Genomic DNA, 25,949 nt, shown 5'->3' on the forward strand with positions numbered 1-25,949 from the left:
CTTATCCGCTGTTGCGCAGTGCGGTCGCGATCGCGTTGATCGAAAGCTGGATACCCTCGGCGATGCGCGGATCGCCTTCGCCCGCACGGTGACGCTTCAACAGCTCGATCTGCAGCAGGTTGAGCGGCTCGATATAGGGAAGGCGCAGCCGGATCGACTGATCGAGCGCTGGGTTCTTCTCGAGCAGCCGCGCCTCGCCGGTCGCGGCGAGCAGTCCGTCATGCGCGCGCTGCCAGCCCTCGCGGATACGCCCGAAAATTGCATCGGCGGCGTCGCGATCGGCCACCAGTCCCGCATATTGCGCGGCGATCGCCATGTCCGACTTGGCGAGCACCATCTCCATATTGGCAAGCGTCGCCGTGAGGAAAGGCCAGCTCTGCGCCATTTCGCGGAGCAGCCCCTGATCGTTGAAGCCCGTCAGCGCCTGGCCGACGCCATACCAGCCGGGCAGCATGACGCGCGCCTGCGCCCAGGAAAAGACCCAGGGGATCGCGCGCAGATCCTCGATCGCGTCGGTCTTCTTGCGGCTCGACGGGCGCGAGCCGATCTTGAGCGTCGCGATCTCCGCGATCGGGGTCATCTGGCGGAAAAAGGCCCGGAAACCATCGGTCTCATAGACCAGCCCGCGATAGGCGCGAAAGGCGTCGGCCGAGAGCGTGTCCATCGCCGCGCCGAAGCGTTGCCGGTCCTTTTCCGCAATCGCCTCGGGCGCGAGCGAGGCGAGCAGCGTCGCCGAGGCCATCGCCTCGAGATTGGCCGCGGCGCTTTCGCGCGTGCCATATTTGGCGGCGATCACCTCGCCCTGCTCGGTGATCCGGATGCGCCCGTGCACGGTGCCGCGCGGCTGCGCAAGGATCGCGGCGAAGGACGAGCCGCCCCCGCGCCCGACCGCGCCGCCGCGCCCATGGAACAGCTGCATCGCAACCCCCGCTTCGGCGAAGACGGGCGCGAGCGCGCGGCTCGCGCGGTCGAGGCTCCAGGTCGAGGTCAGATAGCCGCCATCCTTGTTGGAATCGGAATAGCCGATCATGACTTCCTGATGCCCGCGCGCGCGCGCGATCGCCGCAACGCCCGGATCGGAGAACCACCGGGCCATGACGCCGGGCGCATTCTCGAGGTCGCCGATCGTCTCGAACAGCGGCACCGCCATGATATCGGCCTGCGGCGTGTCGCCGGGCCGATACAGGCCGGCTTCCTTGAGCAGGATGTGAACCTCGAGCAGATCCGACACGTCCTGCGTCATCGAGACGATATAGTTCTGGATGCAGTCGCGCCCGAAACGCCGATGCGCCTCGGCGGCCGCGCGCACGATCGCGAGTTCGCCCGCGGTCTCCTCCGAATAGGCGAAGTGCGGGCTCGAGAGTGGCCGCGGCGTCGTCAGTTCGCGGCGCAGCAAGGCGACGCGCGCCTCCTCTCCGAGCGCCGCATAATCGGCTTCGACCCCCGCCACGCGCAGGAGTTCGGCGACGACGCGCTCATGCACCGCGCTGTTCTGGCGCATGTCGAGCGTGGCAAGATGGAAGCCGAAGGTGCCGACCGCGCGGATCAGCCGGCCAAGCGCACCGCCCGAGGAGAGCGCACCGTGGCCGCCTGCGGCAAGGCCGTGCGCCAGCGCCTTCAGATCGGCGCAGAGCGCGTCGGGGCCGTCATAGGGCTGGGCCGCGAGCGCGGCGGGCCGTGGCGGCTGCTTGCCCGTCAGCGCGACATGCGTCGCCGACAGCCGCGCATAGATGCCCGTGATCGCACGCCGATAGGGCTCGTCCTGGCGGCTCGGCGCGGTGTCGCGGCTTGCGTCTGCCAGCGCTGTCACTTCGGGCGTTGCATCGGCGAGTTCGGTCGAGATCGAAAGCTCGGCCCCAAGCATGTGAAGCGCGTCGAGATACCAGGCGATCACGGTTTCCGCCGACCGCGTGATCGCGAGGCTGAGCGAGTCCGCGGTGACGAAGGGGTTGCCGTCGCGATCACCGCCGATCCAGCTTCCCGGGCGCAGGAAGCTTTTGGGGCGATGCCCGAGCGCGCGTTCCCACCGGGCATAGAGCGCGGGGAGCACGGGCAGAAAGGTGTCGCGCAGATAGGCGAGCGCGGTCTCGACCTCGTCCGCGACATAGAGCCGTTCGCGGCGAAGCGTCCGCGTCTGCCAGAGCAGCGCGATCTGGCGATAGATCGCCTCGTCGATCAGGTCGCCTTCGGGGGTCTCGCGCGCGCCGGCGTCCTTCAGCTTCATCAGTTCGGCGATGCGGTTGCGGTGGTCGATCATCGACTTGCGGCGCACCTCGGTCGGATGCGCGGTCAGCACGGGCGCGACGAGCGCGTGCCCAAGCAGATCGAGAACCTTCCCGCTTTCGATTCCCTCCGCCTTCAGCCGTTCGAGCGCGTGCGCGACATCTGCCCCCGGCTCGGTCGCGACACCCTGACGGTCCTCCGCCAGATTGGCGAGCATCGAAAAGAGCATGAAGCCGCGCACGAACTGGAGCGTCTCGTCGAGGCTGAGCGCACCGAGCCCGCTGTCGATCGCATCGGCGCTCGCGACACCGCGGTGCCGGTCGACCGAAGAGGCGCGGATATATTCGGTGCGCCGGAACAGCGTCTCGCCGCCATAGGCGCGAATGACGTCGCCGAGGAGCTTGCCGAGATAGCGGATATCGGGGTTCTGCGTGATGGAGGGTGCGCTGGCCATAGGAAGCGATTGCTGCACCGCAGCGAGAGTTTCGTCAACCGCGCAATTCAGGTAATTTAATTGCGCACACTTGTTCCGCAGCAGGGCGTGTCCCATATGGCTGCGGCGAGGACGACCTCCCCCATTTTCCGGGCTGAAACCGTCGGGACGACCCGGCGTTTTGCAGGAGCCGCATCATGGCATGGGTCTATCTTGTCTTCGCCGGAATCCTCGAAATCGTCTGGGCCTTCGCGATGAAACAGTCGGATGGCTTCACGCGCGCTGGCGCGAGCGCGGTTACGATCGTCGCCATGATCGCCAGCTTCGCTTTGCTCTCCATGTCGATGCGCTCGCTGCCGCTCGGCACCGCCTATACGATTTGGACCGGCATCGGCGCGGTGGGCGCTTTTGTGCTGGGCGTCGTGGCGCTCGGCGAACAGGCGACGCCGCTGCGCATATTCGCGGCCGTGCTGATCGTCGCGGGGCTGGTGCTGATGAAGCTGAGCGCGGGCGAATGAACCTTCAGGCGAGCAGTTCGATGTCCCAGTAGAGCCAGTCGCGCCATGTATCGTGGAGATAGTTGGGCGGGAAGCTGCGGCCATGTTCCTGAAGGAACCAGCTCGTCGGGCGGATCGGGGTGATGTGGAGCTGCATGCCGGCCTGTTTGGGCGTGCGCCCGCCCTTTTTGAGGTTGCACGGCGCGCAGGCGGTGGCGACATTCTCCCAGGTCGTACGCCCGCCTTGCGCGCGGGGGATAACATGGTCGAAGGTGAGATCGCGCGAGACCCCGCAATACTGGCACTGGAAGCGGTCGCGCAGGAAGAGATTGAAGCGGGTGAAGGCGGGATATTCGGAAGGGCGGACATATTGCTTCAGCGCGATGACCGAGGGGAGCTTCATCGCGCTGTTGGGACTTCGAATCTCGCGCTGGTAATGATCGACGATCGTCACCCGGTCGAGGAACACCGCCTTGACCGCGGTCTGCCAGGGCCACAGGCTCAGCGGATAATAGCTCAACGGCTTGAAATCCGCGTTGAGCACGAGCGCGGGGCAACTGTCCGGATGGCGGATCAGATCGGGATGATACATGGCGTCACGCGGCCTCCCTTTGCCACACTCCCCTTGCGGAAAATGATGACATGGTCATGACACCATATGTCGCGACTCGTGGTCAACCCTTGTTTTCGGATTGCAGCGCGGAATGACCGAGATCGCCACCCGCTTCGCGCCGAGCCCGACGGGCAGGCTGCATCTCGGCCATGCCTGGTCGGCGCTGCAGGCGCATGATTTCGCGACCGAAAGGCACGGCCACTTCCTGCTGCGCATCGAGGACATCGATCCGGGCCGCGCGCGCGACGAACATGTTTCGGGAATCCTCGAAGACCTGATCTGGCTTGGCCTCGCATGGGAGGGCGAGATCGTCTTCCAGTCGCAGCGCCTCGCGCTCTACGCGATGGCGCTCGAGGATCTGAAGGAACGCGGCCTCGTCTATCCCTGCTTTTGCACGCGCGCGGAAATCGCGAGGGAGATCGCGGCCAGCGCGTCGGCGCCGCACGGCCCCGACGGGCCGCACTATCCGGGGACCTGTCGTGGCATTCCCGCCACGGTCGCGGACGCGCGCGCGGCGCATGAAGCGCATTGCTGGCGGCTCGACGTGGCGAAGGCCCGCGCCGCGGCAGGGCCGCTTACATGGACGGACGGCAATGGCATGGCACAGCGTGCGCGCCCCGAAATGCACGGCGACGTCGTGCTCGCGCGCAAGGATGCGCCCGTCAGCTATCATCTCGCGGTCACGATCGACGATGCCGAACAGGCGATCAGCCATGTCGTGCGCGGAGTCGATCTCTGGCACGCGACGCATGTCCACCGGCTGCTCCAGGCGCTGCTCGACCTGCCCACGCCCGTCTATATCCACCACGCGCTGATCGGCACGGCATCGGGCGAGCGTCTCGCCAAGCGCAACGGCGCCCCCGCGATCGCCGACCTGCGCGCCGCGGGCGCCGATCCCGGTGAACTGATAGAAGCGATGCGCGCCGGGCGCTTCCCCAACGGCTATCGCTTGTTGGATTTGCCCGATGATGCGCCTAGACAGGGCACGTCATGAGCACCGTCCTAACCATCCTCATCATCGTCGCGATGATCGCCACCATCGTCGCGCTCGTGCGCGGCGTCATCGCATTCCTGCGGACCACCGAAGCGGACCTGAAGGGTACCGGCCCCAGCGCCTCGAGCCTGAAGCAGAACAAGGCGATGCAGATGCGCATCCTGTTCCAGGCGATCGCGATCATCCTCGTCGTGCTGCTCCTGCTCCTTTACAGCGGCGGAAACTGAACGCTTGGTCAGGCTCAACAAGATCTACACGCGGACCGGCGATGACGGGACGACGGGGCTGGTCGACGGGTCGCGCACGGCCAAGCACGATCCGCGCATGCAGGCGATCGGCGATGTCGATGAGGCCAACAGCGCGATCGGCGTCGCGGTCACCGCGATCGGCGCGGGCGATCATGCAACGATGCTCCGGCGCATCCAGAACGACCTGTTCGACCTCGGCGCCGATCTCGCGACGCCCGGAGAGGACTTCACGCCCGGCGAAATGACGCTGCGCATCGTGCCCGCGCAGGTCGCGCGGCTCGAAGCGGAGATCGATGCGATGAACGCCGGTCTTGAACCGCTGCGCAGCTTCATCCTGCCCGGCGGCAATCCGGGCGCGGCCGCGCTGCACCTTGCGCGCGCCATAACGCGCCGCGCCGAACGGACCGCGGTCGCCGCGGCGCAGAGCGTGTCGTTCAATCCGCAGGCGCTCGCCTATCTCAACCGGCTGTCCGACCATCTGTTCGTGATGTGCCGGGCGTTAAACGCGGCGGGCGAAGGCGACATACTTTGGGTGCCCGGCGCATCGCGCTGAACCGTTTTACTGCTGACACGTATTGACACTGGGCATCCTTGACCCGGCACAAGATATCGCGATGCTGGAGAACATTATGGCAACACGGCTGAACCCGACCGCGCCCGATGCGCTTCCCAAGCTGTTCCGCGATGTCCGTGCGCTCAGCGAGGCGCTGGTCGCGCCGCTTTCGGATGCCGACGCCACGGTGCAGGCGATGGACGACGCTTCGCCTGCAAAATGGCACCTGGCGCACACGACATGGTTCTTCGAAACCTTCGTGCTGCGCGACCATGTGGCGGGCTACAGGCTTTACGACGATCGCTGGCCCTTCCTGTTCAACAGCTATTATGAGGCCGAAGGGCCCCGTTACGCGCGTCCGCGCCGCGGGATGATCACGCGCCCGTCGCTCGACGAGGTGCGCGGCTGGCGCGCGCACGTGAACAGCGCGCTGGCCGATGCGCTGCCCGCGCTGGGGCCGGAGGCGCGCGCGCTCGTCGAACTGGGCTGTCATCATGAGCAGCAGCATCAGGAACTGTTGCTGACCGACATATTGAGCCTGTTCGCGCTCAACCCGCTCGCCCCCGCTATCTGGGATACACCACGCGACGCCCCGGCTCCGGCGCCCGAGCCGATCCAATGGATCGAGGGCGCGCACGGCATCGTCGAGATCGGGCATGACGGAGCCAGCTTCGGCTTCGACTGCGAAGGGCCGCGCCACCCCGTGCTGCTCGCGCGCCACGCGCTCGCCGATCGCCCCGTCACCAATGCAGAGTGGCAGGATTTTATCCACGATGGCGGCTATCAGCGGCCCGATTTCTGGCTCTCGGACGGCTGGACCTGGGTCCAGCACGAAGGCGTGGAGGCACCGCTATACTGGCAGCGGCAGGACGGCGATTGGGCGCAGTTCGCGCTCGACGGGCTGCACCCCGTCCGCCCCGCCGCGCCGGTCACGCATATCAGCTATTACGAGGCCGACGCCTTTGCGCGCTGGGCCGGGGCACGGCTTCCGACCGAGGCCGAATGGGAAAGCGCCGCCGCCGCGCTCGATCCGCTGGGCGGCAACCAGCTCGATGCCGCCGGCCCCGTGCGCCCGCGCGCGGCGCGCGATGGCTCGGGGCTCAGGCAGATGTTCGGCGATGTCTGGGAATGGACCGCGAGCGCCTATCTCGCATATCCCGGCTTCCGCCCCGCCACGGGCGCGGTCGGCGAATATAACGGCAAGTTCATGAGCGGGCAGTTCGTGCTCAGGGGCGCGAGCTGCGCCACACCGCGCGGCCATGCGCGCGCCAGCTACCGCAACTTCTTCTATCCGCATCAGCGCTGGCAATTCACCGGGCTGAGGCTGGCAAAGGACATTTGAGATGCTGCTTGAGCAGGACGCCCCCGCGCTCCCCGCCGAAAAGGCCGATCCCGCGTTCCGCGCCGATGTGCTGAAGGGGTTTGCCGATACGCGCAGGCGTGCCATCCCCGCGCGATGGTTCTACGACAAGGCGGGTTCGGAGCTGTTCGAGGAGATCACCGGGCTCCCCGAATATTATCCGACGCGCGTCGAGACCGCGCTGCTGGCAAAGCACTCGGTCGAGGTCGGCGAGATTGCGGGCCCCGGTCGCGCGGTGGTCGAGTTCGGATCGGGCTCCTCGGTCAAGACGCCGCACCTTCTCCGGTCGGTGAACCCTGCGGTCTATGTGCCGATCGACATTTCGGGCGATTTCCTGCGCGAATCCGCCGCCGCGCTCGCCGCGGACTTTCCGGGCCTGAAGGTCGAGCCGGTCGAGGCCGATTTCATGCACCCGATCGACCTGCCCTTGAGCGTCGGCGCGCTCCCCAAGCTCGGTTTCTTCCCCGGCTCGACGATTGGCAACATGATCGCGCGCACCTCGGTCGACCTCTTGCGCGCGATGCGCGAATCGCTCGGCGTCGGATCGCTGCTGCTCATCGGGATGGACCGCGTGAAGGATCCCGAGATTCTCGAGCGCGCCTATGACGACGCCGCCGGCGTCACCGCGCGATTCAACCTCAACCTGCTCCACCGCATCAATCGCGAACTGGGCGGCACGATCCCCGTCGAAGCCTTCCGCCACAGGGCGATCTGGAACGATCTCTACGCGCGGATCGAGATGCACCTCGAGGCGATCCGCGACGTGACCTTCACGATCGAGGGCGCGAGTTTCTCGATGGCGCGCGGCGAGACGATCCACACCGAGAACAGTCACAAATACGGCCAGCGCGACGCGCGCCTGCTGCTCCGCGCGGGCGGCTGGACGCCGCTTCGCGAATGGACCGACCCCGACGACATGTTCGCGCTGATCCTCGCGGGCGCGCACCCGCTCAGGACGGCGCCGTAGGGGTGTTCGAGAGGCCGCTGTTGAGTCATTCCCCTCCCTTCAAGGGAGGGATTAGGGGTGGGTGTCGCCGTCAGGCGATCAAAACACGGGCTTTGAATGGCTCGCTCCGCTCGCTACCCACCCCCAGTCCCTCCCTAAAAGGGAGGGGAGGAACTCCGCTCCCCTCCGGCAAATCGCATCATTCGCTAAACAATGCACCATGAGCCAAAGCCATCAGTCGGAACACAACGCGGTTGCAGATATAGACGCTGGCATTCATTGTGAGCGGGATGGAAGCAATTGAGAACGCAGATTGGGGACGCCGAGTGGCATTTGCTGTCGCGTTGGTCAGTCTGTTGCTGTCGATCCTCACGCTTTATGTGAAGCTATATTTTTGGGGCGGGACAGAGTACGCGCCGTTCTATGTCAAAGCCGGTTTTTGGTTTTTGGTTGCCGCTGGTCCGTTAGCACTGTGGCAATCCGTGAAGCGGCCTTTCGTGTCGCTCGCTGTCGTCGTCCTTCAGCTGGGCCTGATCGGCGTCGCTTCGATCTAGCAGCACCTTAGAGGCCAAGGTCTGCTAAACACGAAATTCCGGATATCATCCCAGCGCCCCGGCCCCACCTCACTCCGCCGCCACAATCCCCTTCGGCAGATCCTCCACCCGAGGCATCTTGCCCGCGAGCGCCGCGTCGAACTGCGGCTTGTCGAGCGCGCCCTCCCATTTCGACACCACCACCGTCGCCACCGCATTGCCGATGAAGTTGGTGAGGCTGCGGCATTCGGACATGAAGCGGTCGATGCCGAGGATCAGCGCCATCCCTGCCACCGGGATCGAGGGCACGATGGAGAGCGTTGCGGCGAGCGTGATGAAGCCCGCGCCCGTCACCCCCGCCGCGCCCTTGGACGAGATCATCGCGACGCCGAGCAGCAGCAGTTGCTGGCCGATGGTGAGCTCGACATTGCACGCCTGCGCGATGAACAGCGCGGCGAGCGTCATGTAGATATTGGTCCCGTCGAGGTTGAAGCTGTAGCCCGTGGGCACGACGAGCCCGACGATCGACTTGGGGCAGCCCGCGCGCTCCATCTTCTCGATCAGGCTCGGCAGCGCGCTTTCCGACGAGGAGGTGCCCAGCACGAGCAGCAGCTCGGCCTTGAGATACGCGATCAGCCTGAAGATCGAGAAGCCGCACAGCTTCGCGACGAGCCCGAGCACGACGATCACGAACAGCAGCGAGGTGAGGTAGAAGGTGCCGACCAGCGCCGCGAGATTGGCGAGCGTGCCGACGCCGTATTTGCCGATCGTGAAGGCCATCGCGCCGAACGCGCCGATCGGCGCGACCCGCATCACGATCGCGACGAGCTTGAAGAAGGCGATCGAGACATCCTCGAGCAGGTCGAGCAGCTTTGCACCGCGATCGCCGATGAGCGCGAGGCTGATCCCGAACAGGATCGACACGAACAGCACCTGGAGCAGGTTGCCGCCGGTGATCGCCGCCAGAAAGGTGTCGGGGATGATCGCGCTCAGGAAGCCGGTGACCGTGCTGTCATGCGCCTTGGCCGCGAACTCGCTGACCTTTGAGGTGTCGAGCGTTGCGGGGTCGATGTTGAGCCCCGCGCCCGGGCGCACGACATTGCCGACGATCAGGCCGATGATCAGCGCCAGGGTCGAGAAGAACAGGAAATAGGCAAAGGCCTTGCCCGCGACACGCCCGATCGCGGCGAGGTCGCGCATCCCCGCGATCCCCGTGACGATCGTCAGGAAGATGACGGGCGCGATCACCATCTTGACCAGCTTGATGAAGGCGTCGCCGAGCGGTTTGAGCGCCTCGCCCGTCGCGGGTGCGAAATGGCCGAGCAGCACCCCCGCGGCGATCGCGACCAGCACCTGCAGATAAAGCTGCGCATACCATGGCTTGCGGGCCGGAGGCGGTGGCAGAACCTCCGCATCGGGAGCGATGATCATGTGCGTGTGCCTTTCATCCTCATCGTCGTTCCCCGGAGCATCCTACGCTGCATGAGACCCGCTCATCCTGAGGAGCCGTTGAGCCTGGCGAAACGGCATCTCGAAGGATCCTTCGAGACGGGCCTTCGCCTTCGCTCAGCCCCTCCTCAGGATGAGCGGAGAGCATTGCCGATCTCGCGCACAACGCTCTAGCCAGCGCTGCGCCGTTCGAAAAGCGGCCAATCGGCGATGCCTCGCCCACACCTCGCCGCGCCGGGCTTGCATCTGCCCGTCCGCGCCGCCATGTCCTGCCTCCATGGACAAGCCCACGCCCCCACTGAAGGCCGCGATCATCCCGGTCACGCCGCTCCAGCAGAATTGCACGCTGCTCTGGTGCACCGAGACCAACAAGGGTGCCTTTGTCGATCCCGGCGGCGACCTCGACAAGCTGAAGGACGCACTGAAACAGACCGGGGTCGAGATCGAGAAGATCCTGATCACCCACGGCCATATCGATCACTGCGGGCAGGCGGGAACGCTGGCCAAGGAGCTGGGCGTGCCGATCGAGGGGCCGCACGAGGCCGATCGCTTCTGGATCGCGCGGCTCGAGGATGACGGGCGCAAATATGGCGTCGACGGCCGCGTGTTCGAGCCCGACCGCTGGCTCGACGATGGCGACACCGTCACCGTCGGCAATCGCACCTTCGACGTGATTCATTGCCCCGGTCACACCCCCGGCCATGTCGTCTTCCACCATCCCGAATCGAAGCTCGCGATCGTGGGCGACGTGCTCTTCCAGGGCTCGATCGGGCGGACCGACTTCCCGATGGGCAATCATCAGGATCTGCTCGACGCGATCACGGGCAAGCTCTGGCCGCTGGGCGGCGACACCGCCTTCGTCCCCGGCCACGGACCGATGAGCAATTTCGCGCACGAGCGTCGTACCAACCCGTTCGTCAGCGATTCGGCGATGGCGCGCGCCTGAGAGATCAGGCGAAACGCGGATCGATCGGTGCCCCTGAAGGCTGGAAGACCACATAGATCGCCCAGAGGATCAGCGCGATCGTGACGAGATAGGTGACGAGGATCCCCCCGGCGCGTAGCGCATTGGGTGCGGGGCGCTCCATGCCGAAGGGATGCGCCAGCCGCGCGAGCGCGAGCAGCCCGCCGAGAACCCACAGTCCCAGCGCCGGGCCGGCATGAAATTCGATCAACGCCATCAGGATGAGTGCCAGCGGCACATATTCGTTGAAATTGGCGTGCGCGCGCATCCGCGCGCGCAGCAGTTCGTTGCCGCCGTCGCCGATCATGATCTTGTCGCTGACGCGCACCTTGCCCGCGCGCCACGACAGCCAGAGATTGATGATGCCGAGAATCGCGGCGTAGAGCAGCGTGACCTTGAGCATGGGCATGGTGCGTCCTTTCGTTCAGCCGACCGCCTGGATGTCCGTGACCACGGGGTCGGTGCCCCCCGCGAGATAGGGAATCGCGATCGCGTAGAGCCCGAGCCCCAGCAGCGTGAGAAAGGTGACAAGCGTGCCGACCATCCGCGCCTTGCCGACGCCGTCCATGCCAAAGGCGTGCGCGACGCGCGCCAGTATATAAAGTGCGCCGACTCCCCACAGCCAGAGCGTGGTGCCGTTGGCGAACTCGATCAGGCCGATCAGGATCAGCACGAAGGGCGTATATTCGACGAAGTTTGCGTGCGCGCGCATCCGCGCGGTGAGCTGCGGGTTGCCGCCATCGCCGATCGACACCTTCTCCGCGGTGCGCACCCGCCCCACGCGCATCGCCAGCCAGATATTGACGACCGCGGCGGCCCCCGCGATCGTAAGCGTGATCGGCAAAATCATGACGTCCCCCCTGAGTTTCGTTGCGGCTGGAAACTGTCATGCTTGCCCGTCCCAAGCAACGGCCTTGCAACTCCGCGGAGAATCGCTATACGCCCGGCTTCGCTCGCGATGAGCCCGGCCGCGATGGTCCGCGGCCTTACTAGGCTGTCGGTTGCCAGCAAGGCATCAAGGGCGTAACCGCAGATTTGTATTTTTGAAGAACTGGAACAGGTGCCGGAATGGCTGTCCCCAAGAGAAAAACCTCGCCGTCCAAGCGCGGCATGCGTCGTAGCCATGATGCGCTCAGCGTCGAGAGCTTTCAGGAATGCCCGAACTGCGGCGAACTGAAGCGCCCGCACAATCTGTGCCCGTCTTGTGGCCATTATAACGGCCGCGAGATCGTTTCGGCCGAAGGCTGACACAAACGCTTTCCGAGGAGTCGGTACCGGTGGGCAGTTCGCCGCGGATCGCAGTCGACGCGATGGGCGGCGATGAGGGCCTGGCGGTCATGCTGGCTGGCGTCGCGCGTGCGCGGCGCCAGAATGACGGCATGCGCTTCCTGCTCGTCGGCGACGAGGCACAGATCAGGGCGGGGCTCGAAAAACACCCCAATCTGAGTGCGGCCTCCGAAATCCTGCACGCGCCCGAGGTGGTAGCCGCCACCGACAAGCCGAGCCAGGCGATCAGGCGCGCCAAGACGACCTCGATGGGGCTCGCGATCGACGCGGTGAAACGCGGCGATGCGGGCGCTGCCGTGTCTTCGGGCAATACGGGCGCGCTGATGGCGATGTCCAAGCTCTCGCTCAGGACGATGCCCGGCATCGACCGGCCCGCGCTCGCGGCCTTGCTCCCCAGCCTTGGCGAAAATGACTTCGTCATGCTCGACCTCGGCGCCAATACCGAGTGCGATGCGCAGAACCTCATCCAGTTCGCGGTGATGGGCGCTGCCTATGCGCGCACCGTGCTCGAACTCGAACGCCCGCGCGTCGCGCTGCTCAACATCGGCACCGAGGAGCTGAAGGGCACCGACGAAATCCGCGATGCTTCGTCGGCGTTGCGCGAGGCGACCTATCTGCCGATGCAGTTCAACGGCTTCATCGAGGGCGACCGGCTCTCGCGCGGCGAAGTCGACGTGATCGTCTGCGACGGCTTTTCGGGCAATATCGCCCTGAAGACCGCCGAAGGCACCGCGCGCTTCGTCGGCGACCTTCTCAAGCGTGCCTTCACCAGCTCGCTGCGCTCCAAGATCGGCTTCCTGATCTCACGCCCCGCGACCGAGCTGCTCAAACACCATCTCGATCCCAACAACCATAATGGCGCGGTGTTCCTTGGCCTCAACGGCCTGATCGTGAAGAGCCATGGCAGCGCCAATGAAATTGGCGTCGCGAACGCGATCAACGTCGCGGCCAAGCTGGTGCGCGACGAGCTGACGCGCCGAATCACCGACGATCTTGACAATTTCAGAGCCCATTTGCGGCCAGAGGTAATACAGGCATGACGCGGCGCGCGGCGATTTCGGGTACAGGTTCGGCGCTCCCGGCGCGGCGGGTGTCCAATCAGGAACTGGCCGAGCAGGTCGACACCTCCGACGAATGGATCGTCGAACGCACCGGCATCCGCTTCCGCCATATCGCGGGCCCCGACGAGACGACCTCGACCCTCGCCACCGCCGCCGCGCAGCACGCGCTCGACGCCGCGGGGATGGAAGCGGGCCAGATCGACCTGATCGTGCTGGCCACCGCGACTCCCGACCAGACCTTCCCCGCGACTGCCACGCGCGTCCAGGCCGCGCTTGGCATCGACGACTGCGTCGCCTTTGACGTCCAGGCGGTCTGTTCGGGCTTTCTTTATGCGGTCTCGGTCGCTGACAGCATGATCCGCGCGGGTGCCGCGACCAACGCGCTCGTGATCGGCGCCGAAACCTTCAGCCGCATCCTCGACTGGGAGGATCGCAACACCTGCGTGCTGTTCGGCGACGGTGCGGGCGCGGTCGTGCTCACCGCCGAAGAGGGGGGCGAGCAGACCGGGCGCGGCGTGCTTGCAACCAAGCTGCACGCCGATGGCCGGCACAACGAGCTGCTCTATGTCGATGGCGGCCCGTCGACCACAGGCACCGTCGGCAAGGTGCGCATGAAGGGCCGCGAGGTCTTCAGGCACGCGGTCGTTAATCTGGCAAATGTCCTGGGCGAGTCGCTTTCGGCCGCGGGGCTCGCGCCCGAGGACATCGACTGGCTTGTCCCGCATCAGGCCAATGCGCGCATTCTCGACGCCACCGCGCGCAAGCTCGGGCTCGACCCGTCCAAGGTCGTCGTGACGGTCGACCAGCACGCAAACACCTCTGCGGCATCGGTGCCGCTGGCGCTTGACCAAGCCGTCCGCGACGGGCGGATCAAAAAGAACGACATAGTGGTGCTCGAAGCCATGGGCGGCGGCTTTACGTGGGGAGCCGCGGTGTTACGCTATTGATCTCCGTCAATTGAATCTTCGGTCACGAAACGATAGAGTGTTTTCAAAGCCGTAGAGAAGGGGATGAATATGGCTTCCGCACCGACATTGACGCGCGCCGATCTGGCAGATTCGGTCCATCGGGAGATCGGCCTTTCTCGCGCCGAATCTTCCAAGCTCGTCGAGCAGATTCTGGACCATATGTGTAACGCTCTGGCCGGGGGGCAGAACGTCAAGATCTCGGGCTTCGGCAGCTTCGTTCTGCGCGACAAGGGCGAGCGGATCGGCCGCAACCCCAAGACGGGCGTCGAGGTTCCGATCGCGCCCAGACGCGTGCTGACCTTCCGCGCCAGCCAGATGTTGCGCGATCGTATCGTCAAGGCGGGCTGATCGCGGGCATGGCGGACAAGGCCGAGGGCGCGTTTCTGACGATCGGCGAACTCGCCGACGAACTCGGCCTGCCGCAGCATATCCTGCGCTATTGGGAAAGCCGTTTTCCCCAGTTGCGCCCGCTGCAGCGCGCGGGCAAGCGGCGCTATTACCGACCCGATGACGTGGCGCTCGTACGCCGGATCAACCAGCTGCTCAACCATGAGGGCTATACCATCAAGGGCGTGCAGAAACTCCTGAGCGCGCGTGCACCCGATCAGTTCGATGCTGCGCCTGTGGTCCCTGCCGAGCGCACGCCAACCCCGGTGACGCCGATCACCGCGACGCCGATGACGCCCGAGATACTCGCCGAGCTGACCCATATGCGCGCCAGTCTTGCGCGGGCGCTCGCTGCGGCCTGACACCTGCTTCCGGTGCCGGGAGCCCCGGCCTCGCTCGCCCCCCGCCAAAGGAAGGTAGCCCGTGCGTTTTCTCATACCCCTGTTGACTGCAATGCTTCTCGTCGCGCCCGCGCGTGCCGCGGCCGATCTGGACACCGCCACCGTGCAGGCGATTGAGGCGGCTGCACGAGATTATATCGACGGCCAGCTTGATGGCGACGCGGCACGCGTAAAGCGTGGACTGCACCCCGACATGGCCAAGCGCGCAATTCGGCCCGAAAGCGCCGAGGAGAAGTTCGCGCTGCGGCGGATGACGACCGACGAGCTCGTCGAGCTCACGCAGCAGGGCGCGCTCAAGACGCCGCGCGAGCAATGGGATCGCACCATCCGGATCCTCGATGTTGCAGGCAATATTGCGACGGTGCGTGTCGAGGCGCCTTGGTTTATAGACCATCTTCAGCTGGGCAATTTCAATGGTCGCTGGATGGTGGTGAACGCGCTCTATTATCCCAAGCCCAACCGGCCGGCGCTGTCCGCGGCACCGACGCAGCGCTGAATCGGCTGAGCTAGTGACCGTGGGGCACGGGCCCCAGTTCGGCATCGAGATCGCGCGGGCGCACGAAGCGGAGCAGCCTGCCGCCATTGCTCGCGACATCGCTCCAATGTTCGACGTCGAAAGCGATCTCGGCGAGCGCGGCGGTCGGGAACTTCTCCTCGACCGCGTCGCGCAGCGCGTCACCCTGCCGGTCGGGTACGAGCATCAGCGCCAGATCCTCGAAGCCGGGATTGTGCCCGCACATCAGCAGCGCCTCCGCCCGGTCGGGCGCATCATGGACGACATCGAGCAATGTCGCCGCCGAAGCGAGATAGATGCGCCGATCCCAACTCGGCGTCATGCTGCGGCCCATGCCCTCCCACAGATAGTCGAGCGTCTCGGTGCAACGGATCGCGGGTGACGAGAGGAGATGGTCAAAGACAAGGCCTTCGTCGCGCAGATAGCGACCCATTCGCTTCGCACCCCGGATTCCGCGCGCATTGAGCGGCCGATCGAAATCGCGCGCTACGGGATCGTCCCAGCTCGATTTCGCGTGGCGCAGCAATGTCAGCGTCTTCATGCCTTCTCCGTTGGTGCGGTACCTGCGGTCTCCTGCCCCGATAGGATGACAGGGCCAAGACGGTCTTTAACGTGCGCGACCGCTTCGTCCAGCGTGACGCGGTGGATGGGCGTCCCGGGCGGAAAGGCCGAGAGCAGCCGCGAGGGCATCGCTGCCGACAGCATGACGAAAAGCCCCCGGTCATCGGCGCGCCGGATCAGCCGGCCGAACGCCTGTGCGAGTCGCGCGCGGATGATCTGGTCGTCATAGGCACTGCCCCCACCCGCAAGCCGGCGCGCCGCATGGAGCACGGTGGGCTTGGGCCAGGGCACGCCCTCCATCAGCACGAGGCGCAGCGAATGGCCGGGGACGTCGACGCCGTCTCTCAGCGCATCGGTGCCGAGCAGCGAAGCGCGCGGATCGTCGCGGAAGATGTCGACGAGCGTGCCGGTATCCATCGGGTCGACATGCTGCGCGTAGAGCGGAAGCCCCTCGCGCGCCAGGCGGTCGGCGATCCGCGCATGGACCGCGCGCAGCCGCCTTATCGCGGTGAACAGGCCGAGGGTGCCGCCTTCCGCGGCCATCACCAGTCGGCCATAAGCGCCCGCAAGCGCAGCGATGTCCCCCTTCTTGACATCGGTGACGATCAGCACCTCGGCCTGGGCGGCATAGTCGAACGGGCTCGGCGCCTCGAAGCGTGTCGCGGGCTGCGCCAGATGGAGCGCGCCGCTGCGCGCCTCGGCCACCTGCCAGTCACCGCCCCCCTTGAGTGTCGCCGACGTTACAAGCACGCCGTGTGCGGGCTTGAGCACGACCTCGGCCACGGGACGTGTCGGATCGAGCCAGTGGCGGTGGAGTCCAACATCATAGTCGCGCCCCTCGATCCGATCGACCGCGAGCCAGTCGACGAAATCGGGATCGGCGGGCCCGCCGATGCGCGAAAGCAGCGACAGCCAGCCCGAGAGCGCATCGGTGCGCCAGCCAAGGCTCGCGATCGCGCCCTCGACGCGCGCGCGCGCCTGTCCGTCGAGCCAGTCAGGGCCGTCCTCGACCAGCGCTTCCAGCCGACGGCCCAGGCGGACAAGTGGGCGCAGCAGCGCGTCGAGCGCCTCGGCCGCGGGCTGCGCTGCGGAGACGAGCGCGCCGTCGAGCTCGGCCATCTCGGTCTCGAGGCCATAGCCCGCATCTTCGCCGGCGCCGCGCGCATAGGTGGTGCCGCGCACCGCTGCGAGCAACGCCTCGATCGGCCCGAACGGAGCGCCCTCGGCAAGCCTCTGGAGCCAGCCGTCGGAGGGCAGTGCCTGCGCGGCATTGGTCGCCTCGGCGATCGCCTGACCGCCCTCCGTGTCGTAGCTCGCGACGTCGGACAATCGCGCCGAAAGCCCGCGTCGGCGCCCGCGCGACTTGCCCTCAGGGCCCGTCACCCAGCGACGGAGCTCGATCGCCTCCTGACCCGTCAGCGCGGTCGCGAACATTGAATCGGCCGCGTCGAACAGGTGATGCCCCTCGTCGAACACCAGCCGCGTCGGCCGATTGGCCGCCTCGCGTCCCCGCGCGGCATTGACCATGACGAGCGCGTGGTTTGCGATGACGATATCGGCATCGGCGCTGGCGCGGCTCGCGCGCTCGATGAAGCATTTGCGGTAATGCGGGCAGCCCGCATAGATGCACTCGCCGCGCCGGTCGGTGAGCGCGGTCGCGCCCGCACGACGGAACAGCGTGGGGAGCCAGCCGGGCAGGTCACCCCCCACCATGTCGCCATCGGCACTATAGGCCGCCCAGCGCGCGACCAGTTGCGCGAGGATCGCGGCGCGCCCGGCAAAGCCGCCCTGCAGCGCATCCTCGAGGTTGAGCAGGCAGAGATAATTTTCGCGCCCCTTGCGCAGCACGACTTTTTTGCGTCGCACGCGCGGATCGGGAAAGAGCCGTTCGCTTTCCCTGGCGAGCTGGCGCTGGAGCGTCTTGGTATAGGTCGAGATCCAGACGGGCCCGTCGGCGCGCTCGGCCCAGAGCGAGGCGGGCGCGAGATACCCCAGCGTCTTGCCGATGCCCGTTCCCGCCTCGGCGAGGATCAGTTGCGGTTCGTCCTTGCGCACGCGCGGCGTGAATGCCTGCGCCGCCGCCGCGGCGTAATCCTGCTGGCCGGGGCGGATCTCGGCGCCATGGCCGGTGAGATCGTCGAGCCGCTCGGCCACGTCTGCAGGTTCGAGCACGACCGTGCGTGGCGGCGTGCGCGGCGGTGCGTCCTCCCATTCGGGGAGCCGGGAAAACAGCCAGCGTTCGGCGCGCGCGGGTGCTTCGAGACGTTCGGCGATCACCGCGGCCCAGGGCCAGCGCATCCGAACAAGCGTCTGCGCCGCGGTCCAGGCGCCCTCGCGCTCGGTCCAGTGCGGATCGTCGCTGCGTTCCAACAGGGCTTCTGCGGCGTTGCGCAGGAAATCCGCGACCGCCGAATCGGTCTGGGGTGGCGCCAGCCCGATCGCTCGTGCGAGTCCTTTGGGCGTCGGCACCGCGAAGCGCGCGGGATGAATGAAGGCGAACAGTTCGAGCAGGTCGAGCCCCGACAGTTCGGGATAGCCCAGCCGCTGCCCGACCAGCGGCGCGTTGAGCACGATCAGCGGGGTTTCGGCGGCCAGCGCGATCGCCTCTCCACGCCCGACACCGCGCGTTTCTCCATCGGGCGTGGCGATCCAGATGCCGCCATGGCTTGCATAGAGCGCGGGATAGGGCAAAGAGGCCGCCATCCCTCCCGTTAAGCCTACACGGAACGAAAGAGCAACAGATGAGCGACCTGCGTGCAACCGCGATGGAATCAAAGGCCTGGCCTTTCGAGGAAGCGCGCAAGCTGCTCAAACGCTATGCAAACGGCGCGCCCGACAAGGGGCATGTGCTGTTCGAGACGGGCTATGGCCCCTCGGGCCTGCCGCATATCGGCACGTTCAACGAGGTGCTGCGCACGACGATGGTGCGTCAGGCCTTCGAGGCGCTGTCGGATATCCCGACGCGGCTGATCGCCTTTTCGGACGACATGGACGGCTTGCGCAAGGTGCCCGACAATGTTCCCAACAAGGATATGCTGGCAGAGCATCTGGGCAAGCCGCTGACGCGCATCCCCGATCCCTTTGGCAAGTTCGAGAGCTTCGCGCACCACAACAACGCCATCCTGCGCGACTTTCTCGACCGCTACGGTTTCGAATATGAATTCCTGTCGGCGACCGAATGCTACGCCTCGGGGCGTTTCGACGACGCACTGAAGCTCGTTCTCGGGCATTATGACGACATCATGGGGATCATGCTGCCGACGCTCCGCAAGGAGCGGCAGGCGACCTATTCGCCCGTGCTGCCGATCTCGAAAAAGTCGGGGATCGTGCTGCAGGTGCCCGTCACCGTGGTCGACGCCGGTGCCGGCATCGTGCGCTTCGAGGATGAGGGCGAGACCGTAGAGCAGTCGATCCTGTCGGGCGCGGCCAAGCTGCAATGGAAGGTCGACTGGGCGATGCGCTGGGTCGCGCTGGGCGTCGACTACGAGATGTCGGGCAAGGACCTGATCGATTCGGTGACGCAGTCTTCGCGGATCTGCCGCGCGCTCGGCGCCCGCCCGCCCGAGGGCTTCAACTACGAGATGTTCCTCGACGAAAAGGGCGAGAAGATCTCCAAGTCGAAGGGCAACGGCCTGTCGATGGAGCAGTGGCTCACCTATGGCCCCGAGGAAAGCCTCGCCTTCTACGCCTATCGCGAGCCCAAAAAGGCCAAGTCGCTCCACATGGGCGTGATCCCGCGCGCGATCGACGAATATTGGCAGTTCCGCGGCAACTGGAAGGATCAGGCGCTCAAGGAGAAGCTTGGTAATCCCGTCCACCATATCCATAACGGCCAGGTGCCCGAGGAAGCGCTCCCCGTGACCTTCGGGCTGCTGCTCAACCTCGTCGGCGTGATGGGCGAGGCGCGCAAGGAACAGGTCTGGGGCTATCTCGCCAATTACGTGGCCGACGCTGACCCTGCCAAATATCCCGCGCTCGATCGGCTGATCGACTATGCGCTCGCCTATCACCGCGACTTCATCGCACCGACGCTCAAGCGCCGTGCGCCGACCGCAAGTGAGACCGAGGCGCTGAAGGATCTCGACGCGCGCCTCGCTGCGCTGCCGGGCGATGCCGATGCCGAGACCATCCAGAACGAAGTCTACGCTGTCGGCAAGGTCGAGGGCTATGGCTTCGAATCCTTACGCGACTGGTTCAAGGCGCTTTACGAGACGCTGCTGGGGCAGGAACAGGGGCCGCGCATGGGCAGCTTCATCGCGCTCTACGGGATCGAGAACAGCCGCCGGCTGATTGCCGAGGCGCTGGCGGCGGCATGACGATCCGCGTCGCGCGCATCGACGCCGACGCACTCGACGCGCACGCCCCCGCGCTTGGGGCGATATTGCTCGATTGCGTGGCGGGCGGCGCGTCGGTCAGCTTCATGGCCGATCTGACGCGCGAACGCGCGGAAGCGTTCTGGCGTGCCAAGGCACGGCCAATCGGCGATGACGCCATCCGCCTGCTCGTCGCCGAGGCGGATGGCGAAATGCTCGGGACGGTGACCGTCGCGCGCGCAGGCGCCGACAATCAACCTCACCGTGGCGATGTGGCCAAGATGCTCGTCCATAGCCGCGCGCGCCGGCGCGGCATCGCGCGGTTACTGATGGAAGCGGCCGAGCACGAGGCGCGCGCGATGGGGCTGAGCGTGCTCGTGCTCGACACGGTGACGGGAAGCGCCGCGGAAAGCCTGTATGTAGGGCTGGGCTGGCAGCGCGTCGGCGAGATACCCGATTTCGCGCTCTATCCCGACGGCGCGCTGTGCCCGACCACCTTCTTCTACAAGCGGATCGCCTGAGCAGCCTTTCAGCGTGCCGCGGCGCGGACGCGGCGGTGCATCCGACCCTGAGGCGCGAGTTGGGCGGACAGCCGCTCTGCGTCAGCGGATGCGACGCCGGCGCGCTTCAGTGCCTCGATCAGCGCCTGCTCGGGGGCCACGGCGATATCGGGCGCAACGCCCGGACCTTCCCAGCCCTGGCCGGTGTCGGGATCATAGGTGCGTCCGACGGGAATGAATGCACTAAAGCCGGCGGGCAGCGGCACCATACCGCCAAAATGCCCCGCGCCCGCGGTCGGTTCGCCGATCAGCGTTGCGCGATGCGTGCGCTTCATCGTCAGCGCAAAATGCTCGGCGGCCGACGCGCTGCCGCCCGAGGTCAACACGTAGATTTTGGCGGAGGCCAGGGGGCTCGCCGGGCTCGTGGGCAATGCCCAGTGATCCTCGCGGACGACTTCAGGCGCGGATGCGACGCGTTTGAGCGTTGCGCGATCGTCCAGCGGCTCGTTGCCAGCCGCAACCACCGCTGCGCGCGTCTCCATAGCGACGAGCTGGGTCGGTTGCGCGAACAGCAGCGGGAACATCACGTCCATTTCGTCGAGGCCGCCGCCGCGATGCGTCCGGACGTCGATGATGAGCGTCTTCGCCGCCGCATAGTCACGGACAAATTGCCGGGTCGCGGCGACCGATTCCGGCGAGCCTGGAAAGCCATTGAAGCGGACAAACGCGACGCCGGGCGCAACCCAGCGCCCTTTTTCGACGGCGGGCGACTGAGCGGGAGCCGGCGTGGCGCCCGGCTGCGAAGCAGGGCGTGGACGATCAGGCGCGCTCGCAAAGACCCGAAGATGACCATCGGGCGCAATCGCCTGGACATCGTCGGTCATCATTTCGGCCAGCGCCTCGCGGCTCGCGAGCTTGTCATATCCCCCCGCCGCCGCTTTGGCGCGAAGCGCTGCGGCATAGCGCTTGCCCGTTTCCGGAAAGACGAAGTTTGCCTCGAGCTTCGCGGCGAATTCCTCGGCGAGCTTGCGCGCCTCAGCCGCAGTCGGCGCGGGGGCGGGTGTCTCGGCCGGCGCGACCTGCGCAACGAGCGAGGTGCCGGAGAGCGCGGCGAAGGACAGGACAAGTGGCAGGGCGAAGCGCATCAATTATTCCCCAACAGGTTGGTTACATGTTACCTATCTGCTCTGGCGCAGGGCGGCGCGCGTCCCCATCCTTTTTCCATAAACGATCAACGCGCTTCGACGAGCGGCAATCCGTCGTCGCCAGCCGTGCGGGCCGCGGGGCAACTTGCTGCCACCCCGCGGCACCATCTGCTCACTGTTTCGACGCGATCCAGTCGTCGATCTTCTTCTCGAGCACGGTCATCGGAAGTGCGCCCGTCATCAGCACCTGCGCGTGGAATTCGCGCGGATCGAACTTGCTGCCGAGCTTGTCCTGCGCGCGCTTCTTGAGCTCGGAGAATTTGAGCTGGCCGACCTTGTAGGCGAGCGCCTGACCAGGCCATGCGATATAGCGCTCGACCTCGGCGGTGGCATCGGTCCTGCCCATGCTCGAATTGTCGAGCATATACTGGATCGCCTGGTCGCGGCCCCAGCCCTTGGCATGGATGCCGCTGTCGACAACCAGCCGCATCGCGCGCAGCATCTCGTCGTCGAGACCGCCAAAGCGCTGATAGGGATCGGTCTCCATACCCAGCTCCTTCCAGAGCGTCTCGGCATAAAGGCCCCAGCCTTCTGCAAAGGCGGTGTTGCCGCCAAAGCGCATGAAGGCAGGAAGCGCCTCGTTTTCCTGCGCAAGGCTGATCTGGAAATGGTGCCCCGGCGCGCCTTCGTGGAGATAGAGCGTCTCCATGCCGGGCGTGGTGCGCGACGGCAGGTCATAGGTGTTGAAGTAGAAGATGCCCGGACGCGTCCTGGCCGGGTTCTTGGGATCGTACATTCCCTGCTCGTACGATCCGCCGGCCGCGTTCTTCTCGCGATAGGGCTCGTAAAAGCGGATTTCCAGCGGAGTCTTCGGGATCGTCGAGAACTGTTCGCCGATCCGTGCATCGACCTTCTTGCCGATCGCATAATAGCCGTCGACCAGATCCTGCTTGGTCTTGGGTTTGAACCTGGGATCGGTGCGCAGATACTGGAAGAACTCGCCCAGCGTTCCCTTGAAACCGACCTGGTTCTTGATCGCCTCCATCTCGCCGCGGATCCGCGCGACTTCGCTTAGCCCAAGATTGTGCACATAATCGGCGGTAAGTGGCAGCGTCGTGAGCTGCTCGATCGCCGACTGGTAGACCTTGTCGCCGCCCTTCATGCCGAGCATGCCGACGCTGTCACGTGCCACCGGCAGATATTCGTTCTTGAGGAAATCGCGCAGCCGCGTGTGTGCGGGGTTGATATCGTCGCGAATGATCGCGGCATATGCGCTGGTGAGACGCGCCTGGTCGGCGGCCGAAATAGCTTCGGGGAATTTCTTGACCGGGCCATAGAAGACCGAACCCTCGACGCCCTGCGCGATCAGCGTGTCGAGTTGGCCGATGACGTTGTTGACGACGAGCTTGGGCTGGACGACGCCTGACTTCATGCCTTCGCGAAAGCGCCCGATCGAGCGGTCGATCGCGACGACATATTCCTTATGGCGTTTCAGGTTGTTCTCATAGTCCGCAACCGTCTTGAAGGGCGCTGCACCCGAACCCGAGGCGAAGCCGGGATAGAAGGTGTGGAAGCCCGTGAAATGATCGATGGGGCGCACTGCGGTCAGCGCGAGCATGTCCGGAGAAAGGTTTTTCAGCCCGAGCTGGGTCTGCCATTCGAACACGTCATAGGCGATCTGGTCGGTGGGATTGAGCTTCGACCGATCGATTGCGTGAAGCCGGCGGAGATCGTCCTCAGCCGCATTACGCTCCGCGTCGAAATAGGCGTCGGTGATATAGTCGCCGAGCCGATCAGCATAACGCATGTCGCCTCGGAACAACGCGCTGATCGGGTTGCGCTTGAGGCTGGCCTCGTCGCTGTCCGCGAAAAGCTTGTGAAGCTGGGTGTGGGCATCGTTCGCAGGTGCGGCGGGCGCTGCCTGCTGAGCCGCGGCGGGGGTCACCGGCGCCAGCGCGGCGACCGAAAGCAACAGCGCGGCGCGAAGCGTATTCGAGAAAGACATTCTGTTCTCCGATCTTACCTGTGTTATCGGAGTATAACAGCGACCTGTACATGGCAAGCGGCCCCGACACATGTGCTGTGCCAGGGCCGCGGTGTATCACCAGTAGAAGTTGCGGATCACGTCCGTGACGATTCCGCGCCGGATATCGACGAGCAGGAGATCGTCATAGTTGCGCACCCAGCGCTGATAGCCGGCGGGCTTGGGCAGCCGGTAGCGCCAGGGATCGGCGATCCAGGAACGCTGCGCGTAATAGGCGGGCTTGATCCGGGTGCCGGGCCGGAAGCTCTGATAACGATAGGGCGCATGCCAGTTGCCGCGGGCGTAGAGCGCGCGATTGCTGTTCCGGTAAGTGCGCCAGTCACCCCGGCCCCAGTTGCGGTCGCGCAGATCCGCGCGATATTCGCGCCGCGCCTCCTGCACGTCGCGGCGTTCGTCGCGAACCTCGCGCGGGCTTTCGCCGCGACGGACGCTGCGGTTCAGCTCGCGCTGCTCCTCGCGAATGTCCTGGCGATCGCGCCGCAGCTCTGCCTGCGACTGCGCCATGGCGGCCGACGGCATCACGGTCGCGACCATCAGCGCTGCAATGATGAACTTACGCATGTGAAACTCCTGTCACTGTCCGGCAGCAGGTGTTGCCGTCATGGACAGGAATGCGCGATTCGACCTGAATCGGCGGCGAACGGTTTCGTCAGCGATATGAAAGCCTGTGTCGCAAATTGTAACACGCGAACAGCTACCTATATCGCGGGCTCAAGCGAAGGAGCGCGGCGATGAAAGTGCCCGGACCCGATCACCCCATCACCATCACTCCCTTTGCGGGACGCGTCCGCGTGATCGCCCAGGGCAATGTCATCGCGGATACCAGCCACGCGCTGTCGCTTGCCGAAGCCGACTATCCGGTGGCGCTCTATGTTCCGCGCGGTGACACACACATGGCTGCACTCACACCGTCGAGCCATCACACCAGTTGCCCCTACAAGGGCGAGGCCAGCTATTTCGATATCGGCGAGGCGAAAAATGCCGTCTGGAGCTACGAGGCGCCTTATCCCGCAGTGGCGGCGATCGCGGGCCATCTGGCCTTCTATCCCGACAAGGTGAAGATCGAGCGGCTGCCTCCCGGCTAGATCCAGGGCCGCTCGCGAAACCATTTGGTGACGATATATTTCGTCCCGGCGGCGACCGGGCTGCCCGCATGCAGTGTGCGCAGGTTGGGCGCACCGTCAGGGCCCATATTGTTCCATGCGAGCAGCAGTCCCGGGCGCGGATTGACCGAGATGCCCGCCATCGGAAAGTCGGTCGCGCCGCCGGCTTCGGGCATGTTGAGATAGATCATCGCGGTCCAGCTCCGCTGGCCTCCGCTCGCCTCCATCTCGGCCCAATAGGGCTGGTCGACGTGGAAGAAATCGTGGTGCGGCTTGAATTCCTGCCCCACCCGGTAGCGCTGGCCCTGGAGCGTCTCGCCATGGCGCGGATCGATTCCCAGCAGCAGGCAGACCTTGTTGTCGATCGCCTCGACCTCGTCGTCCCAGCGATCCAGGTTGCAGCTATGGCTGGTACGATAGCTGTTGTCCGCGCCTTCCGAGAACAGTGCCGAGGGCTGGCTGCCGGCGTCGATCATCGCAATGAGCCGCGCGCATTCCCCGGCGGGCAGGAAATCGGGGTACACGAACATCGCGATTCCATCGACGGGGATCGTCTGCACGCCGTGCGTCGCCGCCAGCCGCGCGGCCACGATCTCGCCGATCCGCGCGAGCCGCTGCGAAGGCGGCCCCGCCTGATAGTGGCTGTCTTCTGCCGCCGCGGTCACGGAATGCGCTTTCCCCGTACCATCACGAAATCGACCTTTTCGAGCGCGCGGACATCGGTCAGCGGATCGCCCGCGACCGCGATGATATCCGCCGAATAGCCGGGTGCAATCCGGCCGATCTCGCTCTCCATATCGAGCAGTTTCGCCGCCGTGGTGGTCGCGCTCGCCAGCGCTTCGGCCGGGGTCA

At 65.8% G+C, this 25,949-nt stretch carries 29 protein-coding genes; 17 read left to right on the plus strand and 12 right to left on the minus strand.

The window, feature by feature from the left end; all coding sequences use genetic code 11:
* Position 1: 1 nt before the first annotated feature.
* Positions 2 to 2,677: a phosphoenolpyruvate carboxylase gene (gene ppc, locus MKI88_RS14455; protein ID WP_241632097.1), complete on the minus strand. Its 2,676-nt coding sequence runs from the start codon at positions 2,675 to 2,677 to the stop codon at positions 2 to 4.
* Positions 2,678 to 2,853: 176 nt separating this feature from the next.
* Between ppc and MKI88_RS14460 the strand changes: the two genes are divergently transcribed.
* Complete coding sequence (locus MKI88_RS14460; RefSeq protein WP_241632098.1) at positions 2,854 to 3,174, plus strand: multidrug efflux SMR transporter; 321 nt, start codon at positions 2,854 to 2,856, stop codon at positions 3,172 to 3,174.
* 4 nt (positions 3,175 to 3,178) lie between these two features.
* On the opposite strand, the gene MKI88_RS14465 is transcribed toward MKI88_RS14460, so the two are convergent.
* Positions 3,179 to 3,745 carry an HNH endonuclease gene (locus tag MKI88_RS14465; RefSeq protein WP_241632099.1) on the minus strand — a complete coding sequence of 189 codons (567 nt, stop codon included), beginning with the start codon at positions 3,743 to 3,745 and terminating at the stop codon, positions 3,179 to 3,181.
* A gap of 112 nt (positions 3,746 to 3,857) precedes the next feature.
* Between MKI88_RS14465 and gluQRS the strand changes: the two genes are divergently transcribed.
* The 6 genes from gluQRS (at position 3,858) to MKI88_RS14495 (ending at position 8,421) form a co-directional block, all read left to right on the plus strand.
* Positions 3,858 to 4,760, plus strand: a complete 903-nt coding sequence (gene gluQRS / locus MKI88_RS14470) for a tRNA glutamyl-Q(34) synthetase GluQRS (protein ID WP_241632100.1) — start codon at positions 3,858 to 3,860, stop codon at positions 4,758 to 4,760.
* Complete coding sequence (locus MKI88_RS14475; protein ID WP_241632101.1) at positions 4,757 to 4,987, plus strand: twin transmembrane helix small protein; 231 nt, start codon at positions 4,757 to 4,759, stop codon at positions 4,985 to 4,987. Before gluQRS ends, MKI88_RS14475 begins: the two co-directional genes overlap by 4 nt.
* A 4-nt stretch (positions 4,988 to 4,991) precedes the next feature.
* Positions 4,992 to 5,561, plus strand: a complete 570-nt coding sequence (locus tag MKI88_RS14480; RefSeq protein ID WP_241632102.1) for a cob(I)yrinic acid a,c-diamide adenosyltransferase — start codon at positions 4,992 to 4,994, stop codon at positions 5,559 to 5,561.
* Between the two features lie 76 nt (positions 5,562 to 5,637).
* Positions 5,638 to 6,903 (plus strand): ergothioneine biosynthesis protein EgtB, encoded by a 1,266-nt coding sequence (gene egtB, locus MKI88_RS14485; RefSeq protein ID WP_241632103.1) that lies wholly within the window; start codon positions 5,638 to 5,640, stop codon positions 6,901 to 6,903.
* A 1-nt stretch (position 6,904) separates the two neighbouring features.
* Positions 6,905 to 7,888 carry an L-histidine N(alpha)-methyltransferase gene (egtD, locus tag MKI88_RS14490; RefSeq protein ID WP_241632104.1) on the plus strand — a complete coding sequence of 328 codons (984 nt, stop codon included), beginning with the start codon at positions 6,905 to 6,907 and terminating at the stop codon, positions 7,886 to 7,888.
* Positions 7,889 to 8,193: 305 nt separating this feature from the next.
* Positions 8,194 to 8,421, plus strand: coding sequence for a hypothetical protein (locus MKI88_RS14495; protein ID WP_241632105.1), 228 nt, complete (start codon positions 8,194 to 8,196; stop codon positions 8,419 to 8,421).
* A gap of 69 nt (positions 8,422 to 8,490) precedes the next feature.
* On the opposite strand, the gene MKI88_RS14500 is transcribed toward MKI88_RS14495, so the two are convergent.
* Positions 8,491 to 9,831, minus strand: a complete 1,341-nt coding sequence (locus MKI88_RS14500; protein ID WP_241632106.1) for a dicarboxylate/amino acid:cation symporter — start codon at positions 9,829 to 9,831, stop codon at positions 8,491 to 8,493.
* A gap of 295 nt (positions 9,832 to 10,126) precedes the next feature.
* Between MKI88_RS14500 and MKI88_RS14505 the strand changes: the two genes are divergently transcribed.
* Positions 10,127 to 10,795 (plus strand): MBL fold metallo-hydrolase, encoded by a 669-nt coding sequence (locus MKI88_RS14505; RefSeq protein ID WP_241632107.1) that lies wholly within the window; start codon positions 10,127 to 10,129, stop codon positions 10,793 to 10,795.
* Positions 10,796 to 10,799: 4 nt separating this feature from the next.
* Here MKI88_RS14505 and MKI88_RS14510 read toward each other — a convergent pair whose 3' ends face one another.
* Both MKI88_RS14510 and MKI88_RS14515 read right to left on the minus strand, forming a co-directional pair.
* Complete coding sequence (locus MKI88_RS14510) at positions 10,800 to 11,222, minus strand: MAPEG family protein (protein WP_241632108.1); 423 nt, start codon at positions 11,220 to 11,222, stop codon at positions 10,800 to 10,802.
* Between the two features lie 15 nt (positions 11,223 to 11,237).
* A complete protein-coding gene (locus tag MKI88_RS14515) occupies positions 11,238 to 11,663 on the minus strand; it encodes an MAPEG family protein (protein ID WP_241632109.1) in 426 nt (141 codons plus the stop codon).
* 218 nt (positions 11,664 to 11,881) lie between these two features.
* On the opposite strand from MKI88_RS14515, the gene rpmF reads away from it, so the two are divergent.
* From rpmF to MKI88_RS14545, 6 genes are all read left to right on the plus strand, one after another.
* Positions 11,882 to 12,061: a 50S ribosomal protein L32 gene (gene rpmF / locus MKI88_RS14520; RefSeq protein ID WP_241632110.1), complete on the plus strand. Its 180-nt coding sequence runs from the start codon at positions 11,882 to 11,884 to the stop codon at positions 12,059 to 12,061.
* A gap of 29 nt (positions 12,062 to 12,090) precedes the next feature.
* Positions 12,091 to 13,140: a phosphate acyltransferase PlsX gene (plsX, locus tag MKI88_RS14525; protein WP_241632111.1), complete on the plus strand. Its 1,050-nt coding sequence runs from the start codon at positions 12,091 to 12,093 to the stop codon at positions 13,138 to 13,140.
* Positions 13,137 to 14,108 (plus strand): beta-ketoacyl-ACP synthase III, encoded by a 972-nt coding sequence (locus tag MKI88_RS14530; RefSeq protein WP_241632112.1) that lies wholly within the window; start codon positions 13,137 to 13,139, stop codon positions 14,106 to 14,108. The genes plsX and MKI88_RS14530 overlap by 4 nt, the downstream gene beginning before the upstream one ends.
* A gap of 69 nt (positions 14,109 to 14,177) precedes the next feature.
* Positions 14,178 to 14,477: an integration host factor subunit alpha gene (locus MKI88_RS14535; protein ID WP_241632113.1), complete on the plus strand. Its 300-nt coding sequence runs from the start codon at positions 14,178 to 14,180 to the stop codon at positions 14,475 to 14,477.
* Between the two features lie 8 nt (positions 14,478 to 14,485).
* The gene (locus MKI88_RS14540; RefSeq protein ID WP_241632114.1) at positions 14,486 to 14,878 is read left to right on the plus strand and encodes a MerR family transcriptional regulator; all 393 of its coding nucleotides are present in this window, start codon (positions 14,486 to 14,488) and stop codon (positions 14,876 to 14,878) included.
* 61 nt (positions 14,879 to 14,939) lie between these two features.
* Positions 14,940 to 15,413: a nuclear transport factor 2 family protein gene (locus MKI88_RS14545; RefSeq protein WP_241632115.1), complete on the plus strand. Its 474-nt coding sequence runs from the start codon at positions 14,940 to 14,942 to the stop codon at positions 15,411 to 15,413.
* A 10-nt stretch (positions 15,414 to 15,423) separates the two neighbouring features.
* On the opposite strand, the gene MKI88_RS14550 is transcribed toward MKI88_RS14545, so the two are convergent.
* A complete protein-coding gene (locus MKI88_RS14550; RefSeq protein ID WP_241632116.1) occupies positions 15,424 to 15,972 on the minus strand; it encodes a histidine phosphatase family protein in 549 nt (182 codons plus the stop codon).
* Positions 15,969 to 18,695 carry an ATP-dependent DNA helicase gene (locus MKI88_RS14555; protein WP_241632117.1) on the minus strand — a complete coding sequence of 909 codons (2,727 nt, stop codon included), beginning with the start codon at positions 18,693 to 18,695 and terminating at the stop codon, positions 15,969 to 15,971. The genes MKI88_RS14550 and MKI88_RS14555 overlap by 4 nt, the downstream gene beginning before the upstream one ends.
* Before the next feature lie 38 nt (positions 18,696 to 18,733).
* On the opposite strand from MKI88_RS14555, the gene MKI88_RS14560 reads away from it, so the two are divergent.
* Positions 18,734 to 20,308 carry a lysine--tRNA ligase gene (locus tag MKI88_RS14560; RefSeq protein WP_241632118.1) on the plus strand — a complete coding sequence of 525 codons (1,575 nt, stop codon included), beginning with the start codon at positions 18,734 to 18,736 and terminating at the stop codon, positions 20,306 to 20,308.
* The gene (locus MKI88_RS14565; RefSeq protein WP_241632119.1) at positions 20,305 to 20,826 is read left to right on the plus strand and encodes a GNAT family N-acetyltransferase; all 522 of its coding nucleotides are present in this window, start codon (positions 20,305 to 20,307) and stop codon (positions 20,824 to 20,826) included. The genes MKI88_RS14560 and MKI88_RS14565 overlap by 4 nt, the downstream gene beginning before the upstream one ends.
* 8 nt (positions 20,827 to 20,834) lie before the next feature.
* Here the strand turns inward: MKI88_RS14565 and MKI88_RS14570 are convergent, their stop codons facing one another.
* The 3 genes from MKI88_RS14570 to MKI88_RS14580 all read right to left on the minus strand — a co-directional run bounded on the left by MKI88_RS14570 (position 20,835) and on the right by MKI88_RS14580 (position 24,555).
* Entirely contained in the window at positions 20,835 to 21,950 is a 1,116-nt protein-coding gene (locus MKI88_RS14570) for a S41 family peptidase (RefSeq protein ID WP_241632120.1), read from the minus strand.
* Positions 21,951 to 22,122: 172 nt separating this feature from the next.
* A complete protein-coding gene (locus MKI88_RS14575) occupies positions 22,123 to 23,955 on the minus strand; it encodes a DUF885 family protein (RefSeq protein WP_241632121.1) in 1,833 nt (610 codons plus the stop codon).
* A 96-nt stretch (positions 23,956 to 24,051) separates the two neighbouring features.
* Positions 24,052 to 24,555 (minus strand): RcnB family protein, encoded by a 504-nt coding sequence (locus MKI88_RS14580; RefSeq protein ID WP_241632122.1) that lies wholly within the window; start codon positions 24,553 to 24,555, stop codon positions 24,052 to 24,054.
* A 170-nt stretch (positions 24,556 to 24,725) separates the two neighbouring features.
* On the opposite strand from MKI88_RS14580, the gene MKI88_RS14585 reads away from it, so the two are divergent.
* The gene (locus tag MKI88_RS14585; protein ID WP_241632123.1) at positions 24,726 to 25,079 is read left to right on the plus strand and encodes a DUF427 domain-containing protein; all 354 of its coding nucleotides are present in this window, start codon (positions 24,726 to 24,728) and stop codon (positions 25,077 to 25,079) included.
* On the opposite strand, the gene MKI88_RS14590 is transcribed toward MKI88_RS14585, so the two are convergent.
* On the minus strand, positions 25,076 to 25,762 hold the full coding sequence (locus MKI88_RS14590; protein WP_241632124.1) for a 2OG-Fe(II) oxygenase: 687 nt from the start codon (positions 25,760 to 25,762) through the stop codon (positions 25,076 to 25,078). The two genes, MKI88_RS14585 and MKI88_RS14590, sit on opposite strands and share 4 nt — an antisense overlap.
* Positions 25,759 to 25,949, minus strand: a 191-nt coding sequence (locus MKI88_RS14595; RefSeq protein WP_241632125.1) for an amidohydrolase family protein, incomplete at its 5' end; no start/stop codon positions are given. The genes MKI88_RS14595 and MKI88_RS14590, both read right to left, overlap by 4 nt.

The sequence above is a fragment of the Sphingomonas sp. LaA6.9 genome, from assembly GCF_022601895.1.
In the GTDB taxonomy this organism is placed as follows: Bacteria; Pseudomonadota; Alphaproteobacteria; order Sphingomonadales; family Sphingomonadaceae; genus Sphingobium_A.